Origin of the sequence: Sulfitobacter undariae, assembly GCF_014196805.1 — a bacterium.
GTDB lineage: Bacteria > Pseudomonadota > Alphaproteobacteria > Rhodobacterales > Rhodobacteraceae > Sulfitobacter > Sulfitobacter undariae.
This window is the reverse complement of record NZ_JACIEI010000001.1, coordinates 353,476-369,734: the sequence shown is the minus strand read 5'-3', so window position 1 is coordinate 369,734 and position 16,259 is coordinate 353,476. Positions and strand designations below refer to the sequence as shown.

General features: G+C 56.8%; 13 protein-coding genes. 9 read left to right on the top strand and 4 right to left on the bottom strand.

Features of this window, described 5'->3' with window-relative positions:
* Positions 1-77: 77 nt before the first annotated feature.
* Both GGR95_RS01955 and GGR95_RS01950 read right to left on the bottom strand, forming a co-directional pair.
* Positions 78-2,399 (bottom strand): Tex family protein, encoded by a 2,322-nt coding sequence (locus GGR95_RS01955; protein ID WP_184562220.1) that lies wholly within the window; start codon positions 2,397-2,399, stop codon positions 78-80.
* Positions 2,400-2,535: 136 nt separating this feature from the next.
* A complete protein-coding gene (locus GGR95_RS01950) occupies positions 2,536-4,725 on the bottom strand; it encodes an NADP-dependent isocitrate dehydrogenase (protein WP_184562219.1) in 2,190 nt (729 codons plus the stop codon).
* Positions 4,726-4,934: 209 nt separating this feature from the next.
* Between GGR95_RS01950 and GGR95_RS01945 the strand changes: the two genes are divergently transcribed.
* From GGR95_RS01945 to GGR95_RS01905, 9 genes are all read left to right on the top strand, one after another.
* Positions 4,935-5,693 carry a FadR/GntR family transcriptional regulator gene (locus tag GGR95_RS01945; RefSeq protein ID WP_184562217.1) on the top strand — a complete coding sequence of 253 codons (759 nt, stop codon included), beginning with the start codon at positions 4,935-4,937 and terminating at the stop codon, positions 5,691-5,693.
* Positions 5,684-6,670 carry a D-erythronate dehydrogenase gene (gene denD / locus GGR95_RS01940; RefSeq protein ID WP_184562215.1) on the top strand — a complete coding sequence of 329 codons (987 nt, stop codon included), beginning with the start codon at positions 5,684-5,686 and terminating at the stop codon, positions 6,668-6,670. The genes GGR95_RS01945 and denD overlap by 10 nt, the downstream gene beginning before the upstream one ends.
* A gap of 76 nt (positions 6,671-6,746) precedes the next feature.
* Positions 6,747-7,718 carry a TRAP transporter substrate-binding protein gene (locus tag GGR95_RS01935; protein WP_184562213.1) on the top strand — a complete coding sequence of 324 codons (972 nt, stop codon included), beginning with the start codon at positions 6,747-6,749 and terminating at the stop codon, positions 7,716-7,718.
* 77 nt (positions 7,719-7,795) lie between these two features.
* Entirely contained in the window at positions 7,796-8,302 is a 507-nt protein-coding gene (locus tag GGR95_RS01930; protein WP_184562211.1) for a TRAP transporter small permease, read from the top strand.
* Positions 8,299-9,579 (top strand): TRAP transporter large permease, encoded by a 1,281-nt coding sequence (locus tag GGR95_RS01925; RefSeq protein WP_184562209.1) that lies wholly within the window; start codon positions 8,299-8,301, stop codon positions 9,577-9,579. The genes GGR95_RS01930 and GGR95_RS01925 overlap by 4 nt, the downstream gene beginning before the upstream one ends.
* 3 nt (positions 9,580-9,582) lie before the next feature.
* Entirely contained in the window at positions 9,583-10,467 is an 885-nt protein-coding gene (ltnD, locus tag GGR95_RS01920; RefSeq protein WP_184562207.1) for an L-threonate dehydrogenase, read from the top strand.
* Positions 10,467-11,702, top strand: coding sequence for a 3-oxo-tetronate kinase (gene otnK, locus GGR95_RS01915; RefSeq protein WP_184562205.1), 1,236 nt, complete (start codon positions 10,467-10,469; stop codon positions 11,700-11,702). Before ltnD ends, otnK begins: the two co-directional genes overlap by 1 nt.
* Positions 11,702-12,349 carry a 3-oxo-tetronate 4-phosphate decarboxylase gene (gene otnC, locus GGR95_RS01910; protein WP_184562203.1) on the top strand — a complete coding sequence of 216 codons (648 nt, stop codon included), beginning with the start codon at positions 11,702-11,704 and terminating at the stop codon, positions 12,347-12,349. The genes otnK and otnC overlap by 1 nt, the downstream gene beginning before the upstream one ends.
* Positions 12,349-13,125 (top strand): hydroxypyruvate isomerase family protein, encoded by a 777-nt coding sequence (locus tag GGR95_RS01905; protein WP_184562201.1) that lies wholly within the window; start codon positions 12,349-12,351, stop codon positions 13,123-13,125. Before otnC ends, GGR95_RS01905 begins: the two co-directional genes overlap by 1 nt.
* A 5-nt stretch (positions 13,126-13,130) precedes the next feature.
* On the opposite strand, the gene GGR95_RS01900 is transcribed toward GGR95_RS01905, so the two are convergent.
* Both GGR95_RS01900 and GGR95_RS01895 read right to left on the bottom strand, forming a co-directional pair.
* On the bottom strand, positions 13,131-14,690 hold the full coding sequence (locus GGR95_RS01900) for an acetolactate synthase large subunit (RefSeq protein ID WP_343042027.1): 1,560 nt from the start codon (positions 14,688-14,690) through the stop codon (positions 13,131-13,133).
* A complete protein-coding gene (locus GGR95_RS01895) occupies positions 14,687-16,222 on the bottom strand; it encodes a class I adenylate-forming enzyme family protein (RefSeq protein ID WP_246423252.1) in 1,536 nt (511 codons plus the stop codon). The genes GGR95_RS01900 and GGR95_RS01895 overlap by 4 nt, the downstream gene beginning before the upstream one ends.
* Positions 16,223-16,259: the final 37 nt, after the last annotated feature.

The window sequence follows — 16,259 nt, the reverse complement described above, 5'->3', positions numbered from 1 at the left end:
GTCATAACTTCAAATTGACAGTACCATCGCGCAATCAACTGCCCCAAACCGGGGCAGCCGACGCATGGTTTTCGCTGTCAGGTGTTCTTGGATGTTTGCTTCATTGCCTCTGCCAAAGCAGAGCCAAACGCGCCTTGGCTTTGCGCGGCTGGCGCCGCTGACGTGACAGGTTTTGCCGAACGTCCTTGTTTTGGCTTCTCTGCTTGCGCCTTACGCGGCGCGGCTTCACCTCCACCGTCTTTGCGCATGCTTAGCCCGATCCGTTTGCGCGGCACGTCCACTTCGGTCACCCTTACGCGCACCACGTCACCTGCCTTGACCACCTCATGGGGGTCTTTGACAAAACGGTCGGCAAGCTGGCTCACATGCACCAATCCATCCTGATGCACACCAATATCCACAAAGGCCCCAAATGCCGCAACATTGGTCACCGTGCCTTCCAACGACATGCCGGATTTCAGGTCACTAATGCTGTCGATCCCATCGGCAAAAGTGGCAGTTTTGAATTCCGGACGTGGGTCACGACCGGGTTTTTCAAGCTCGGCCAGAATATCACGGATGGTCGGCAAGCCGAATGTGTCATCCACAAACTGTTCCGCGCTTAGGTTCGCCAATGCAGAACTGTCGCCCATGATTGCACGGATGTCGCGGCCACACGCCTGTACGATCTTACGCGCTACGCCATACGCCTCTGGATGGACCGAGGAGGAATCCAGCGGCTCGGTCCCGTCGTTAATCCGTAAGAAGCCTGCGCATTGCTCAAAGGCTTTGGGCCCGACGCCCGCCACTTTCAACAGCGCCTTACGGCTGGCAAAAGGCCCGTTGGCGTCACGGTGTGTGACAATCGCCTGCGCCAAAGACGGGCCAAGCCCGGCGATATGCGACAGCAACGGTGCAGAAGCCATGTTAAGGTCGACGCCAACAGCGTTCACCGCATCCTCAACAACCGCATCCAACGATTGAGCCAAGCGGCGTTGATCAACGTCATGCTGGTACTGGCCCACACCAATGGCTTTTGGCTCAATCTTGACCAACTCGGCCAACGGGTCTTGCAGGCGGCGGGCAATTGACACCGCGCCCCGAATGGAGACATCCACATCGGGGAATTCCTGCGATGCCAATTCAGACGCAGAATACACAGATGCCCCAGCCTCGGAGACGATAACAGGCGTCGGGCGCGGGCTGCCTGCGGGCAGCAGTTTGATCACGTCAGCCACCAGTTTTTCAGATTCGCGGCTGGCGGTCCCGTTACCAATGGCGATCAACGCAATATCGTGTTTGCGGATCATCTGGATCAACGTGTCAGTTGCCCCGCGTACATCCATGCGTGGCTGGAAAGGATAGATGGTGGCCGTATCCAACAGCTTGCCTGTCTGATCCACCACGGCAATTTTGCAGCCTGTTCTAATCCCCGGATCAAGGCCCAGCGTCGCACGCGGGCCAGCGGGCGCAGCAAGCAGCAGGTCACGCATGTTACGCGCAAATACCTCAATCGCAGCGTCATGGGCGCGGCGGCGCAGGTCTGTCATCAGGTCCACAAACATCGACAGGCTCAGCTTGGTGTTCCACGCCCAACGCGCAACATCGCGCAGCCAGACATCCCCTGCCCCCTCGCCCTGAATGCCAATCTCGGCTGCGATCATCCCGATCACACGCGGCAGACCTGCCTCAGGCTCCGGCGCGATGTCGATGGTCACGATTTCCTCTTTGGAGGCGCGCAAGATCGCCAAGGCGCGGTGTGACGGGATCGTCGCCCATTTCTCAGAGTGGTCAAAATAATCCGAGAACTTCGCACCGACCTCTTCTTTGCCCTTACTGACACGGGCAGTGATGATCGCCTCGCGCTGCATCACATCACGCAGACGTCCCACAAGGCCCGCGCTTTCACCTAATTCCTCCACCAGAATATCACGCGCGCCGTTCAGTGCGTCTTTGGTGGTGGCGACAGCGTCGGTGATGTACCCTTGGGCAAGGGTCACAGGATCAGCAGAGCGGCCGCCAAGGATGGCACGCAACAGCGGCTCCAGCCCGTTTTCACGCGCAATCATCGCTTTGGTGCGGCGTTTGGGTTTGAATGGCAAATAGAGGTCTTCAAGAACCGATTTTGTATCCGCCTTGGCGATGGACAAAGCCAGCGCATCGGTCAGTTTCCCCTGCGAAGTAATCTCGCCCAGAATACTGGCGCGGCGCTTTTCCAGATCGCGCAAATAATCCAGCCGCTCGGCCAGTTTACGCAATTGCGTATCGTCCAAACCGCCTGTCGCCTCTTTCCGGTAACGGGCCACAAAAGGAACGGTATCGCCGCTGTCCAGCATGGCAATTGCGGCAGTCACCTGATCGGCACGGGCCTCGATATCGGTGGCAATGGTACGGGCAATGCGGTGTGCAACGTCAGTCATGGCGAGTTCCTTTGGTTGGTCAGAGCGCCGTGATACCCCCGCAGCTCAGCGCCGCCAAGCCTACAGTGACCGCAGCAAACAAAAAGGGCCGCGCACCCCTTACAGATGCGCGGCCCGATTGTTTTAAATCAATCAGTTACCCGATGATTTTATTCAACGTCGCAGAAGGGCGCATCACTGCTGCGGTTTTCGCCGCATCGCCGTGATAGTAGCCGCCCAGATCAACTGCCGGACCTTGCGCCGCAGCCAGTTCAGCCAAAATTGCAGCCTCACCTGTTGCAAGCGCCTGTGCGATGGGAGCAAAATGTTCTGCAAGCTCTGCGTCATCAGATTGTGCCGCCAAGGCTTCGGCCCAGTAGCGTGCGAACCAATAGTGGCTGTCGCGGTTGTCAGGCTCGCCCACTTTGCGTGATGGCGAACGATCGTTGTCCAGAATACCTTGGGTCGCTGCATCAACGGCTTGGCCCAAAACGCGGGCTTTTTCGTTACCTTTAGCATCCGCAAGGAAGGTCAGGCTCTCACCCAAGGCGCAGAATTCGCCAAGGCTGTCCCAACGCAGGTGGTTTTCTTCAGCCAACTGCTGAACATGCTTTGGCGCAGAACCGCCCGCCCCTGTTTCAAACAAACCGCCACCATTCATCAATTTGACGATGGAGAGCATCTTGGCCGATGTTGCCAGTTCAAGGATCGGGAATAAATCAGTCAGATAGTCGCGCAGAACGTTGCCTGTGATGGCGATGGTGTTTTCACCTTTGGTGATGGTTTCCAGCGATGCGCGTGTTGCTTCGCGGGGTGCCATGATTTCGAATTTATCGGCCACGCCTTTGGCTTCCAAAATCGGTTTTACATAGGCGATCAGCTCGGCATCATGTGCACGTGCGGCATCCAGCCAGAAAATCGCGCTACAGCCTTCGGCTTTTTGGCGATCAATGGCAAGATTCACCCAATCTTCAATCGGCGCTTTGCGTGCAGAGGCCGAGCGCCAGATGTCGCCTGCTTCTACTTTCAGCTCGCTCAGTACCGTGCCGTCATCAAGGATCATCTTGACAGTGCCCGCTTCGGCGATCTCGAATGTGGTTGGGTGGCTGCCGTATTCTTCGGCTTTTTGCGCCATCAGGCCCACGTTCTGAACAGTGCCGGCTATGACGGGGTTCAGTTTGCCGTTTTCCTTAAAGAACTTCACTGACTCGTCATAGACAGGCGCATAAGAGTTGTCAGGGATCACGCAGTTGGAATCGCCTTCTTTGCCATCAGGGCCCCAGCCTTTGCCGCCAGCGCGGATTAGCGCAGGCATGGACGCATCGATGATCACATCGGAAGACACATGCAGGTTAGTGATGCCTTTGTCAGAATCAACCATATACATCGGCGGACGTGACGCCATGCAGGCATCAATGTCAGCTTTGATTTCCGCGTTGCCGTCAACACGGGCCAGTAGATCACCAAGACCTTGGTTCGGGTTCACACCCAGTTCAGCCAATGCCGCGCCGTGCTTTTCAAATACAGGAGCAAGGAAGGCTTTTACAGCGTGGCCAAAGATGATCGGGTCAGAGACCTTCATCATGGTCGCTTTCATGTGCAGCGAAAACAGCGTGCCATCTGCTTTGGTTTGCTCAATCTGATCCGCAAGGAAGGACTTGAGGGCGGCGGCGCTCATGAATGTTGCGTCAACAACAGTGCCCGCAGGATAGGTCAGGCCGTCTTTCAGAACGGCTTCGCCAGCGGCTGTTTCCAGCACGATCTTGGCTGTGGATTCTTTTGCCAGCGTGGTGGACACTTCGTTAGAGAAGAAATCACCGCCCGACATTGCGGATACTTTGGTTTTGCTGTCAGCGGTCCATTCACCCATGCGGTGCGGGTTTTTCTGGGCAAAGCTTTTCACAGCTTTGGCGGCGCGGCGGTCAGAGTTGCCTTCGCGCAGAACAGGGTTCACAGCGGAACCTTTGAGGCCGTCATATTTGGCGCGCACCGCTTTTTCAGCGTCTGTTGCAGGTGCTTCAGGATAGTCAGGCAATGCAAAGCCCTGCGCCTGAAGTTCCTTCACCGCGGCAACCAACTGCGGCACAGAAGCCGAGATATTCGGCAGCTTGATCACGTTGGCATCGGCAGATTTAACCAATTGGCCCAACTCGGCCAGATCGTCTGACTGGCGCTGGTCTTCTTTCAGGAACTCAGGAAAAGTTGCCAGAATACGGCCTGCAAGGCTGATGTCTTTGGTCCCGACAGATACGCCCGCAGCGGCGGCGAATTTCTGGATGATGGGCAGGAAGGACGCGGACGCCAGTTCGGGTGCTTCGTCTACTTTGGTGTAAATGATATCGGACATAAGAAACCTCTTGAGTGATGTTTGCCCCCTCTTACCCGATGCAATTGCGCACGTCGACTGTATACCGTTGCATACCGTGATAATTTCACGAATTTTTATAACAGTTAATTCTGCGCCGTCTTGCCTGAATTTTCGGCAGTTGACACCCCAAGACAAATTGGACTAGCAAATAGACCAGTATATTGTGTCTAGCTTGGGAGGAACGCGATATGAGCAATGCCGCGTTTCTGACCGCACAAAATCCTGCGCTGGAAAAGATCACTCATCACTCGATCAAAGACACCATAGCCGAACGTTTCGCCACGCTGATAGCATCTGGCGTTTTAGGTGTCGGGGATAGCTTCCCTAGCGAACGTGATCTGGCAGCAACCATGGGTGTCAGCCGTGAAACCATTCGCGGCGCGCTCCTGATTCTATCCAACAAAGGCATCGTGAACGTTGTGCAGGGCGCACGCACCAAAGTTGCCTCGGCAGACGTGGGTGATCTGGGCATGTCCGCTTTGACCAGCAGATTGGTGACCGATTACAAACTGGAAGACGTGCACGAAGCGCGGTTGATGGTCGAAGCCCGCGTTGCGGTGCTGGCCGCACAGCAGGTAGAGCCCGAGACCTTGGAGCATTTGGCCGCGTTGATTAAAGCGCAAGAAAGCGCCACTGATGATCCGGTGAAATTCCTGATCACCGACCGCGAGTTTCACACGTTGATTTACCAATCCTGCGGCAACGCGGTTTTATCAGACCTCGCCACCACTCTCTATTCCTACCTACTGGATCACCGCCGCCATATTGTCGGAAAATCCGGCGTGATCGCGCAGAGCATCGAAGACCACCGCCTGATCCTGTCAGCGCTGCGCGCGCAGGATGGCGCGGCTCTGGCACATGCGCTTGGCGTGCATGAACACCGCATTTACGACACCACCCGCGCGCTTCTGGCCGCGTCTAACAAAAAGGAAACGCCATGCGCGTGACGATCATTGGAGCAGCGGGCATGATTGGCCGCAAACTGGCCGAGCGCATTGCCGCAACAGGCGCTATCGGCGGCACTCCCGTTGATGCCATGACGCTGGTTGACGTGATCGAGCCTGACGTGGCCGCAGATTTCAAAGGCACCCGCGAGGTTTTCGCCGCCGATCTAACCCAAAGCGGCACGTCCGAGCGTGTGATCGCAAACCGCCCTGACATCATCGTGCATCTGGCGGCAATTGTATCGGGCGAGGCCGAAGCCGATTTCGATAAAGGTTACCGCGTCAACCTAGACGGCACCCGCGCCTTGCTGGAAGCCATCCAATCGATTGAAGGCTATTGCCCCCGCGTGATCTATGCCTCTTCGCTGGCGGTGTTCGGCGCGCCCTTGCCTGACGTCATCCCCGACACCCACCAACTGACACCGCTGACCAGCTATGGCGCGCAAAAGGCGATGGGCGAGCTGCTGTTGAACGATTATTCGCGGCGCGGTTTTCTGGACGGGGTCGGCATCCGCTTCCCCACCATCTGCATCCGCCCCGGCAAACGGAACAAAGCCGCGTCCAGCTTCTTCTCTGGCATCTTGCGTGAACCTTTGAACGGTGTTGAGGCGATTTTGCCTGTGGAAGACGATGTGCGCCACTGGTTCGCCAGCCCCCGCGCCGCCGTAGGCTATATCGAACATGCCGCCACCATGGACACGGCGCAACTGGGTGCACAGCGCTGCATGACCATGCCCGGCGTGTCGGCCACCGTGGGCGAACAAATCGAAGCCCTGCGTGCCGTGGCGGGAGATGGCGCCGTGGCGCTGATCCGCCGCGCACCCGATCCGGCTGTGGCACAGATCATCGCAGGCTGGCCCCGCGCCTTTGACACGGCACGCGCCCTTGCTGCGGGCTTTGTCGCGGAAAAATCATTTCAGGAAATCATCGCGATTTATCTGGAAGACGAGATGGGCCAACCGGCCCTGAAAGGTGCCTGACAAGAGGCACCAAAACTGACCGTGCATCTGCACAGGTTTGAATGACAAAACGAAACACCCTTTGGGAGGAAACCAAATGAAACATACTCTTTTCGCAGTCGCAAGCACCGTTGCCCTGATCGCAGGCAGCTCTGCCTATGCTGAACAATCCATCGTGATCGGCCACGCGCTATCGCCAACTTCGCATTACGGTCTTGGCGCTGATGCCTTCATCGCCAAGCTCGAAGAGCTATCAGGCGGCGAATTCACAGGCACACAAGCCCCCGCAGGCCAGCTGGGCGGCGAACGTGACATGATCGAAGGCTTGCAAATCGGCTCGCTGGATGTGGTGATCACATCAACAGGACCGTTGGGCAACTTCGTTCCAGAAGTCTACGCATTGGACCTGCCGTTCCTGTTCCGTGACTATGACCACGCGCGCAAAACGCTGGATGGTGAGATCGGCCAAGAACTGCTGGCCAAGATCGACGAAAACCAATTGGTTGGTCTGGCTTGGTCCGAAAACGGCTTCCGCCACGTGACAAACTCACAGCGCCCTATACGCACACCTGCGGATCTGGACGGATTGAAACTGCGGACCATGGAAAACAAAGTTCACATGGAAGCCTTCTCGGCAATGGGTGCCGCGCCAACACCGATGGCCTTCCCCGAGCTGTTCACCGCGCTTCAGCAAGGTGTTGTTGACGGTCAGGAAAACCCGATTACCGTCATCACCGCCTCCAAGTTCTGGGAAGTTCAGAACAACGTTTCTTTGACAGGTCACGTTTATTCTCCTGTTGCGGTTCTGGCCTCTCCGATCCTGATTGATGGCCTGACAGACGAGCAAAAAGGCTGGTTCTATGAAGCGGCCAAAGCCTCTGCTGTGGCCACACGTGCCGAAGTTAACCGTTTGGAAGATGCTGGCGTGGCCTTGCTGCGTGAAAACGGCATGGAAGTCATCACCGACATCGACAAGGCGCCTTTCGCCGAGTTGGCCCAGACAGCTTACAAGGTCTACACCGACCAATACGGCACCGAGTTGGTCGAGCGCATTCAAGCGGTCGAGTAACCCTTCTTTCTTTGTCAGGCGCGGCTTCGGCTGCGCCTGATGCCATCTTCTAATTCTCTAAAACATAAGGTCTCGCCATGCGTTATTTCCTACGTTTCGAAGACTTCACGACAGGCGCGGCCTTACGGCTCTCCATCGCATTTCTGATTATTGCGGCCTCTTTGGCGCTGTTTCAGGTGGTCACCCGCTTTGTATTCGGCGCCCCCTCCACGTGGTCCGAAGTGATCACGCGCTCCGCGATGATTTGGTCTGTTTTCCTTGGCGTTGCAGTTGCCTTTCGGCATGGTGCGATGATCTCGGTTGATGTGATCCAGAACATTCTGCCACCCCGTCTGGGGTTGGCGCTCTACCTCTTTGCCAATCTCGGCTCTCTTGTCTTTTTCTCTGTCCTGATGTGGCAAGGATACCTGATGACCTTGCGCGTCAAAGCTCAAAGCTTGGCCGCGCTAGAGGTCTCCATTGGTTGGGTTTATGCCGCTCTGCCCGTCGGTTCATTCTTTATCCTCATCGCAATTGTCGCCGCCATGATCCGCGCCGTACAAGGTGATTGGCTCGAAGCCCGCAACGCGGAGGCAGCACAATGAACGCCGCACTTGGTCTGTCCCTCGCAATCCTTTTTGTCCTTGGTATCCCCATTGCGGTATCCATCGGGCTTGCCTCTGTCATCGGGATTGAGGCCCATGGCCGCCTACCCCTGCTGCTGGTGGCGCAACGCATGTTCACAGGCATCGACAGCTTTCCCTTGATGGCAATTCCACTGTTTATCCTTGCGGGTAATCTGATGTCTGCGGGCGGCATCTCGCACCGTTTGGTTGAACTGGCCAAATCTCTTGTAGGCGGTGTACAAGGCGGCTTGGCCTGTACCTGTGTTCTGACATGTATGCTGTTCGCCTCTGTTTCTGGTTCATCCGTGGCAACCACATTCGCCATCGGCGCGATCTTGATCCCCGCGATGGTCAAACACAACTACCCCAAACCGCTTGCCGCCTCTATCCAAGCTTCCTCGGCTGAACTCGGCGTGCTGATCCCGCCCTCAATTCCACTGATCCTTTACGGCGTGTCCACTGACACGTCTGTCGGCAAACTGTTTGTCGCGGGCATCGGGCCGGGTGTTGTTGTGGCTGGCTCTCTCATGGCGCTGGTTCTGGTGATCTGCCGGATGCGCGGCATCGGCAAAGACGACGGTGTCGGCCGTGCCTCACCGGGTGCTGCATTTCTGTCTGCCTTGCCTGCTTTGCTGGTCCCTGTAGTGATCCTTGGTGGTATTTATTCCGGCATTTTCACCCCTACTGAGGCCAGCGCCGCCGCTGTTGCCGCCGCGCTCATCGTTGGGATGGGTTTATACAGAGAGCTGAAATTCCGCGACCTGCCCGAGATTTTGAAAAAGACGGTCATCTCGACCTCGGCCATCATGATCATCATCTCAGCCGCTTCGCTGTTTTCATTCCTGATCACACGTTCGGGCCTGCCAAATGAAATCGCCGCATGGTTCCGTGACATCTTTGAAAGCCGCATCGCCTTTTTGCTGGCCGTGAATGTGCTACTGCTCATCGTGGGTATGTTCATTGAAACATCCGCCGCCATTCTGGTACTTGCGCCGATCCTCACGCCCATCGCCATCAGCTATGGCGTGGACCCTGTACACTTTGGCCTGATCATTGTGGTCAACCTTGCATTGGGTATGATTACGCCACCGCTTGGGGTGAACCTGTTTGCCGCCTGCGCAGTGGCCGATCTGCGCGTTGAAAAGATCATCCCGCAGCTGGTCTGGTTTGTTCTAACCGTTTTCGCGGCCTTGATGGTCATCACCTACGTTCCTGCGATCACATTGTGGCCAGTTGAATGGGTCTTTGGAGGATAATTCATGTTGATTGATTTTGTTGGCCTCGGCTCCATGGGGCTGGGCATGGCGACCAGCCTTGTGCGCGCAGGACATGACGTGCGCGGCTATGACCCAAACACCACGCGTGTTGATCTGTTTTGCGCCCAAGGCGGCATGGCAGCGGGCAGTACATCCGCCCCTGCCGATGCGATCGTCAGCGCGGTTCTGAATGCCGATCAAACCCGCGCTGTGCTGTTTGGCGAACAAGGCATCGCCAAGGACATGCGCAAAGGTGGTGTGATCCTGTCTTGTGCAACTGTCGCACCTGATTTTGCCAAGGAGATGGAGGCCACGGCCCAAAATCTGGGCCTGCTTTATCTGGATGCGCCTATCTCAGGCGGTGCGATCAAAGCCGCCGCAGGGCAGCTTTCGATCATGGCGTCTGGAGCGCCCGATGCCTTCGCCGCTGCGGCCCCAGTGTTGGACGCCATGGCGCAAACCGTGCACCGTTTGGGCGACGCAGCTGGTGCTGGGTCCGCGATGAAGGCGGTGAACCAACTTCTTGCGGGTGTGCATATCGCCGCGATGGGCGAAGCCATGGCCTTTGGCGCATCCCAAGGGCTGGACCCTGCGCGCATTGTTGAAGTTGTTTCGGCCTCGGCTGGGACATCATGGATGTTTGAAAACCGTGGCCCGCATGTGGTGGAGGGTGATTACACACCCCGCTCCAAGGTGGACATCTGGTCAAAGGATTTGGGCATCATCGCCGACATCGCAGCCTCTTCGGGTCTTCCAGTGCCGATTTCATCCAACGCGCTGGAACAGTTCCGCGCTGCATCACAGGCAGGGTTGGGCGATGAGGACGACGCGGCCATCGCCAAATTCTTTGCCCGCGCAGGCGGTGTTACCCTACCGGGAGACGCATAATGCTACTGGGATGTATCGGGGATGATTTCACAGGCTCCAGCGATCTGGCCAACACGCTAGCCAAAGCAGGCATGCGTACCGTGCAATATAGCGGTGTGCCAGACGGGCCTGCGGATGCCGAGGTGCAAGCCGGTGTTGTCTCGCTCAAGTCGCGCTCGATTGATCCTGATGAGGCTGTGCGCCAATCCCTAGAGGCGCTGCGCTGGTTGCAAGACCAAGGGTGCGAACAGATTTTCTTTAAATATTGTTCCACCTTCGACAGCACCGCACAAGGCAACATCGGCCCCGTTGCCGATGCACTGGCCGAAGCGCTGGATGCGCATAAAGTCATAGTTTGCCCTGCGTTTCCAGGTGCGGGGCGGTCAATCTATCAAGGCTACCTTTTCGTCAAAGACATGTTGTTGAATGAAAGCGGCATGGAAAACCATCCGCTGACCCCGATGAAAGACGCCAACCTGCGCCGCTTGATGGCTGCACAGAGCAACCATTCCGTAGGTCTGGTACCCGCAGAGACTGTTTTTAAGGGGGCCGCCGCCATCGCTGCACAGATGGAAGCCGCCCATACTGCTGGACAGCGGATGATTGTGGTGGATGCGCTGCGTGACGCTGACTTGATGGAAATTGGTGCAGCCGCCAAAGGCCTGCCGCTGATCACAGGTGGCTCAGGCGTGGCACTTGGCCTACCTGCCAACTTTGGCATCAACCCTGCGCCTGTGCCATGGCAACTGCAGACAGGCAAAGCCGTTGTGCTATCCGGATCCTGCTCAACCGCGACCCGCGGGCAGATTGCCTATCATCTGGCGCGGCATGCTGGCCTGAAAATTGATCCCGCCGCCGTGATTGACGGCACACAAACACCCCAAGACGTGGCCCAGTGGTTATTTGAAACGGATGGCCTGCCCCTCGCCTATAGCTCGGCTGATCCTGATGAGGTTGCGGGTATTCAGGCGCGATTTGGTACCGATGCCGCTGCGCATGCGCTTGAGAGTTTCTTTGGCGATGTTGCCGTGCGCCTTGCCCGAATGGGCGTCACCCGTATCCTGACCGCAGGCGGCGAAACCTCCGGCGCAGTGGTAGAGGCGCTGAACATCCGCACCATGGCCATTGGCCCCGAAATTGATCCGGGCGTACCTGCCCTGCGTGCCAGTGATACATTGGTGATCGCGCTGAAATCGGGTAACTTTGGCGCTGAGGATTACTTTGAAAAAGCCGCGGCTGTTTTGGGGCAAGGTTAATGAGTGAAACCGCACTGCGCGAACAGATTTGCCTGTTGGCAAAGTCGATGTTTGACCGTGGCCTGACGGGCGGCAGCACAGGCAATATCTCGGCTCGAACAGAAGACGGTGGGCTGCTGGTTTCCCCTACAGGCACCAGTTTCGGGCGGCTTGATCCTGCGCGACTGTCGCGGTTTGATGCCAAAGGTATGCTGATCAGTGGCGATAAACCCACCAAGGAAATGCCGCTGCACAGTGCGTTTTACGATACACGCAGCAACGCAGGCGCCGTGGTGCATTTGCACAGTTGCCACGCTGTTGCCTTGTCGATGATGCCGGATGCGGATGCCGATAACTTTCTACCGCCGCTCACCCCCTACGGCATCATGAAACTGGGTCGCGTGAAGCTGCTGCCCTTCTTCATGCCCGGTGATCCCGCCATGGGCGATGCTGTGCGTGGCCTTGCTGGGAAACGCAGCGCGGTGATGTTGGCCAATCATGGGCCAGTTGTGGCGGGCAAAGACATCGAGGCCGCCTGCAACGCCATTGAAGAGCTGGAAGACACAGCCCGACTGGCGATGATGCTACGCGGCATGAATGCGCGGGCGCTAACGGATGAAAACGTGCGCGCCTTGGTGACCAAATTTGATGTGGAATGGGACGACTGATGAAATACTCTGCCAACTTGGGCTTTTTATACACGGACCTGCCCCTGCCCGACGCCATCCGCGCCGCCAAATCAGGCGGGTTTGACGCGGTTGAATGTCACTTTCCCTATGACACCGCACCTGAGATTATGCGCAGCGCGTTGCAAGAGACTGGTCTGCGCATGCTGGGCCTGAACACGTGGCCCGGTGACCGTGACGCAGGTGACTTTGGCCTTGCCGCCCTGCCCCATAGGCGCGAAGAAGCCCGCAACGAGATCACCCGCGCGGTTGATTATGCGGCAGCCGCTGGCGTTGAGGCTGTGCATGTTATGGCTGGCCGCACAGAGGGCGATACCGCCTCCGAGGATTGCTTTCGCGAGAACCTGAATTTTGCCTGCGATCTGGCCGCCGCGCAAGAGATCGGCATTTTGATTGAACCCATCAACACACGCGATGTCGCGGGCTATCATCTGTCCGACACGGCCCATGCAGAACGCATCATCGATGCCCTTGATAGGCCCGAGTTAAAGATCATGTTTGATTGTTACCACATGCAGATCATGCAAGGCGATCTGGCGATGTCGCTGGAACGCTTGCTACCAAAAATCGGCCATGTCCAGATTGCAGCGGTGCCCGATCGCGGGGAACCAGATTGCGGAGAAGTCGATTATGGCTGGCTGATGCGCCATCTCACCGCCCTTGGCTATGACGGGTTTGTAGGGGCTGAATACCGCCCGCGTATATCAACCGAGGCGGGATTGGGATGGATGCAGCACCTCAAAGGCACTGCATCCTAAGGCTGTTAAAGCACAATTTCGATCAAATTCGGGCCGCTGTTGGCCAATGCATCTTCCAGCGCGGCGTCAAGGGTTTCACAATCCGCCACACGCTGCGCTTCGACGCCCATGCTTTGCGCCATTTGCACCCAATCCAACGCAGGGCGATCTAGGCTAAGCATGTCAATCGCACGGGGGCCGGGATTGCCGACACCGACATTCGTCAACTCGCCGCGCAAAATCTGATAGCTGCGGTTGGCGAAGACCACCACTGTAATATCCAGATTTTCACGTGCCATCGTCCACAACGATTGTACCGTATACATCGCCGACCCGTCCCCCGTGAGGCACATAACCTTGCGATCCGGACACGCCACCGCCGCCCCGATAGAGGTGGGCATAGAGTAGCCGATGGAGCCGCCGCAGTTGTTGATCCACGAATGGGGTGCAGCGCCTTTGGTGGCAGGTGAAAACGCACGGCCCGATGTCAGGGATTCATCCACAACAATCCCGTTCTCAGGGATGGAAAGAGCGACCAGATCGGCAATGGCTTCTAGAGTGATCGGGCCAGTCGGACGCACCGCTTGGGTGGGTTCCGAAACATGCGCAGGCGGCGTATCATCCGCACCCGTCGCGCTGCATAGCGCCGCAAGGGCTGCTGTTAAATCAGCACCTGCATTTGCCAATTTGGTAATCTCTGCACCTTCACGGGTCAGGATCGCGGGTTTGCCAGGATAGGCAAAGAAACCGATGGGCGCACGTGCACCGATCAAAACGATACGTTTATACGGCGCAAGTGCCTTGAGCGCCAAATCAATAGGGTATGGCACACGGTCAATATAGACCCGCCCTACGCCACGTTCCATCCGCCCGTTAGCCCATTCAGACAGGATCGCGCAGCCGGTTTTCGCAGAGATTTTGCCAGCAATTTCCAAATTGCTCTCTGTCAGAGCTTGGCCGCCCAGCAGCAACAATGTCTCTTCGCCGCCCAGCGCTGCAACGGCCTGTTCCAGCTGGCTTTCATCAAAGGGCGCAGGCACGGGCATCTCAATCGCCTCTTGGGCTTCGCCGTCTTCATTCCATGCCGTGTCGCTGGGCAAGATCAAAGACGCGATTTGCCCCGGTGCGACCATAGCGGCCTGAATAGCTTCTGCGGCATCCTTACCCACGTCTTGCGCGGATTTTGAGCTACGAACCCAATGGGAAACAGGCCGTGCAATACCCTCGATATCCGAGGTCAGCGGCGCATCCAGTTCGATATGCGTCGAGGCATGTTCACCGATGATATTGACCACGCCAGACCCTGCTTTTTTGGCGTTATGCAGGTTAGATAGACCGTTGGCCAAACCCGGCCCGAGGTGCAGCAAAGTTGAAGCAGGTTTTCCCGCCATGCGGTAATAGCCATCCGCCGCGCCTGTTGCTACGTTTTCCTGCAACACCAGCACCGAACGCATGCCCGGAATGTGATCCAGCGCCGCGACAAAGTGCATCTCGGAGGTGCCAGGGTTGGTAAAGCAAACATCTACATCATTCGCCAGCAGAGTGTGCACAAGGCTTTCAGCCCCGTTCATTTTCGTCTCAGTCACGTGTTTTCCTTTTCCCAATAGGGTGCGCGCAAATCCTTTTTCAGGATTTTGCCGATGGTACTACGCGGCAGCGTTTCACGGATTTCGACTGCGGACAACCGCTGGCTTTTACCTAAGGTAGAATTTGCCTGAGCAAGAATGTCTTCTGCCCCACGCGAGGCACCTTCACGTAGTACGACCATACCCAAAGGCGTTTCGCCCCATGCATCCGAGGGCACTCCGATCACGGCAGCATCGGTCACATCAACATCTTGCAGCAGCACCATCTCAAGATCATTGGCATAGATGTTCAGGCCACCAGAGATGATCATGTCTTTTTTGCGGTCTGACAGCATCAGAAAACCATCCGCGTCAAACGACCCCATGTCTCCAGAACGGAAGTAGATATCGCCTGCTGAATTGCGCCAGATGTAATCGGCAGTCAAATCATCGCGACCAAAGTAACCCGCCATCATCGTCGGCCCACGGCCGCAAATCTCGCCCACTTCGCCCTGCGGGACTTCGTTGCCTTCACCATCAATCAAACAGATGTCGTTGCCCGGCGCCAGTTGGCCCACCGTATGCAATTTGGTGGGATGCTCATCCGCAACCAATACAGTCACGCCGCCGCCTTCGGTCAGGCCGTAATATTCCACCAACTTACCCGGGAAGCGCGCCAGCACATCAGCCTTTAGCGCAGCCCGCAATGGGGCTGAGGTGGAGAATTTGATCTGCATGGACGACAGATCAAAGCTATCGAAATCAGGCACATCCATGATGCGTTTATACTGCACCGGCACAAGCATCGTATGGGTGATTTTTTCTGCGGCCACGATTTCCAGATATCCGCGCGCATCGAATTTCGGCATCAGATATACAGTAGATCCACCAAACAGCGTGGGCAGAAACGCCACAATGGTGGTGTTGGAATAAAGCGGCGTCGAGAGCAGAGTGCGAGCGTTGTTATCGTAGCCGTTCGGCGTCACACGGTCCATTTGCGCGGCGCGCATTTGATGGTTGTGCAAAATGCCTTTTGGCGTACCTGTGGTGCCGGACGAGTAGATCAAGTTAAACGCATCCGACATCTCAAGCGCGATCATCGGATCGGTTTCAGGAGCTTGGGCCAGCGTTGCTTCGTAATCCATAAAATCTGGATGGGTAAAATCAATCGCAAAGCGGCTCAGCGACATCGACGTGATAAAGCCTTCGACCAATCCAAAATACTGCTCGGCCACAAAAATCGCTGTCGCGCCGCAGTCGGTCAGCATTTTTTGCAAGGCATCTGGCGAGGCCATGGAGGACAGTGGCGTCACGCAGCCCCCTGCCCGTAAAATCCCGATGAACAACTCTGCATAAGCTACCGAATTGGCCGAGATCACGGCGATGTTGTCGCCCTTCTTGAGCCCGTTTTCCAGTAGCGCATTGCTGACGCGGTTGGTCCGCGCGTCAAACTCGGCCCATGTCAGGCGTTGCGGGCCACAGACCAGCGCCAATTTGTCAGGATGCGCCAAGGCGTTGCTCCGCAAGCGGTCAACAATGGTGTCATTGGTCATCAGATCCGTAATTGGAGGATTGATTTGTAACATGTGA